Genomic DNA, 2,638 nt, shown 5'->3' with positions numbered 1-2,638 from the left:
AGTCTATATTAAATTCACCAATAAGTTCCTCATCTGCTCTATCAAACCAGCTAATAATACGTTCTATTTTCATAAAAAATCAATTATCTAATCTCTTGTTGTCCTACCAGGAACTGGGGGCTTAATCATCTCTCCAGTATTTGGATCCGCACTGCCTTGATGTTTTCCCTGTTTATTATAAACCTCAACATCCCATGTTGGGAATCCCACTCCAATATTTTCCCGTCTTTCGTTTTCCATCTAGCTCTTCCTTTGTTAGGAACTCTTTTTGCATCCGGAAAGCCTGTTAACTCTTTGGGTGGAGGGGTATATTTTAATGTGTTTGTACCTCCATTGCTAGTTTCAGAATCTTTTGGCCTAACATCAGGTGCATACAACTTATTCGGATCAACCCCCAACTTAACCAGCCCGCTCGCAATGCCAGTAGTGATTTTCCCCATGTTCTTCCAAATCAGATCTCCAGCATCCCAACCTGTTTTTGCTGCTAGACCGACTAAGGTTGCTCTTCCTAAAGCTGCACTAATGTCACTAACGATCGAACACCCCACAACAGTTACCATAGCTAACGTTCCACCTTGTTTAATGGTATCAGCCGCCATTCCGTCTGGGGCAATCATCAATATAGGGTTGTTGACTGCATAGTTGTATGGCGAGACTTCTTCAAACCGCTCTGCCAGTGGATCCACCACATTCCATCTACCAATCTTTATCGGAGTGGGCGCTGAAACAAAGAAACAGATTTACTCCGCTATAATTTTTATCTCAAAAGTACCATTCGGTTCTTTTCTATAAGCAAAAAAGCCGGGCTCCATATTAGAAAGAGAAAAAAGCCCCTCATCTATATTCAATATCTCTTCCATAGAAATGACTTTATAGTCCGATTCTTCAACCGCTCTTTCACTAATAAATTCCCACATGCCATCCTCGAGATGACGATAGACTCTTGTTATTTGATCCGTTTTATTCAAGACAAATGATGTTGTCAAAACTGCCTCGTTAGGATCAGTAAAATAGCTATTTAACTCCATTACAAATCAATCCATGAAACTCTAGGGTTTTGATTAGTAATTACATCAATTATATTATCACTATTACATATCATATAATGATACTTGTTTAAATCATCAAACATTCCATAACTTTCCTCATCGAACCATTCAAGAAATTTTGAAACATCTGTTTTACAAAATGTATATATATACGGATTATCCAATGTTTTCATTCGTCCTGATTCATTCACTATTCTATAGCCTAATGGGTTGCTAAATTCTATTTTTAGACTCCTATTGGCAGAATCAGATTGTTTTAATAAGACTACTAATTTCCCCCGTTGAAAGTACATTTCATAAAAAAACGGATTATTTGGAAGATCCTCTATAGGATCCCATCTCTCATACTTTTCTTTCATTATTTTGGATATCTAATTTTTATTTCTGATTGACCAGTATTAGGATTATAAATCTCTACTGATGGTGGCCCAGGTATTCCTGGAGCGTCATGTCGTGGAGAACTTTTGCTTCTAACATTGATAGTCTTACCATCTACAGTTTTACCAACTCGGCCGATTGGGATCTGCTTTGAAGTACCTTCGACGACTAAATCATCATAATCTTTATTTGCCTGATCCATTCCTCCATCCTTCTCATATTCGTCAATACCGCTACCAGTAGTCCGCGTCTTCTTTGCATCCTTTAGAACTTCTTTAAGAACCACCTCACTATATACAAATGGCTTCTGGGGGATTTCATCTTTTGATCGTTGCGGATCAAAATAATTAGACGGCAATAATAGTAACCCAAATAATAATACAAACGGATTAGGAGGAGGAATAGGTCTTAAAGTAGTTCGTGGAAATGTTCGTGTACCTACTGGATTTGCACTTCCTAATGGTATAGATATCCCACTTCTTGGAATTGTGGGTACTATCCCCCAAACTTGAGCAGTATCCGCTCCCATCCCCGTTGGATCGATCATTAGGATCGGATTGTTCATCCCATAATTGTACGGCGACACATTCTCAAACATATCTGCCAGCGGATCAACAACGTTCCACCTACCGATCTCTGCATCATAGAACCTAGCTCCGTAGTCCAGCTGATCGAGTCCCAGTTCAACCTGCTTCTCCTTGCCATTGTATTTGTACAGGTTAGAGGCTGTGTTCAGTGCATTGCCCTGGTTCATCTCCATACCAAACGGATAATAATCCTGGATCTGCTTGATTGTTCCACTATGGTCCACAACAGCACGTGTATTGCCCAGATGATCCTTCAGAAAATACTCATAAATATAAGAACTGCCGTTCGGAAGGATCCTCCCCTCCTCTGTCTGGATAAATTTCAGTACCCCGTTCTCATACTGGATACCGTCAACATAATCCGTTACTGCTGAACCCAGTGTTTTGGACAGCTTTCTGCCATTCGCATCATAGCTGTAGATAAGGTTTTCAGCCCCCTTAACCAGCTTGCTAGGTAAATTTAAGTGATTATATTCAATCTTACTAATCCCCAGACGTGAATTTGTGATTCCGTTGCCATTGGCATCATAGCTGAACGTGTTGGTCCTCGCCGCCGTACCCGCATCAGTGACTTTGGTCAGCTGGTTGCCCGAATACGTGTATTTAAAATTATTGTACCAGCCG

3 protein-coding genes and 1 pseudogene are annotated in these 2,638 nt (G+C 40.2%); all 4 read right to left on the bottom strand.

The genetic code is table 11. From position 1 onward, the window contains the following. Positions 1–87 precede the first annotated feature (87 nt). Positions 88–440, bottom strand: a pseudogene (locus tag K7A41_RS23675) (colicin E3/pyocin S6 family cytotoxin). Positions 441–740: 300 nt separating this feature from the next. After that, a complete protein-coding gene (locus K7A41_RS00160) occupies positions 741–1,028 on the bottom strand; it encodes a hypothetical protein (RefSeq protein ID WP_265712085.1) in 288 nt (95 codons plus the stop codon). Then, positions 1,028–1,408, bottom strand: a complete 381-nt coding sequence (locus tag K7A41_RS00155; protein ID WP_265712084.1) for a hypothetical protein — start codon at positions 1,406–1,408, stop codon at positions 1,028–1,030. Before K7A41_RS00155 ends, K7A41_RS00160 begins: the two co-directional genes overlap by 1 nt. Beyond that, on the bottom strand, positions 1,408–2,638 hold a 1,231-nt coding region (locus K7A41_RS00150), incomplete at its 5' end, for an RHS repeat domain-containing protein (protein ID WP_265712083.1). The genes K7A41_RS00150 and K7A41_RS00155, both read right to left, overlap by 1 nt.

This window comes from Sphingobacterium sp. InxBP1 (assembly GCF_026191775.1).
GTDB classification, from domain to species: Bacteria; Bacteroidota; Bacteroidia; order Sphingobacteriales; family Sphingobacteriaceae; genus Sphingobacterium; species Sphingobacterium thalpophilum.
This window is presented reverse-complemented; position numbering and strand designations above follow the sequence as displayed.

What these genes read in the sequence shown, in the direction of transcription:
- K7A41_RS00155 (WP_265712084.1), bottom strand. Translation starts at nt 1,408, where the DNA reads ATGAAAGAAAAGTATGAGAGATGGGATCCTATAGAGGATCTTCCAAAT.
- K7A41_RS00160 (WP_265712085.1), bottom strand. Translation starts at nt 1,028, where the DNA reads ATGGAGTTAAATAGCTATTTTACTGATCCTAACGAGGCAGTTTTGACA.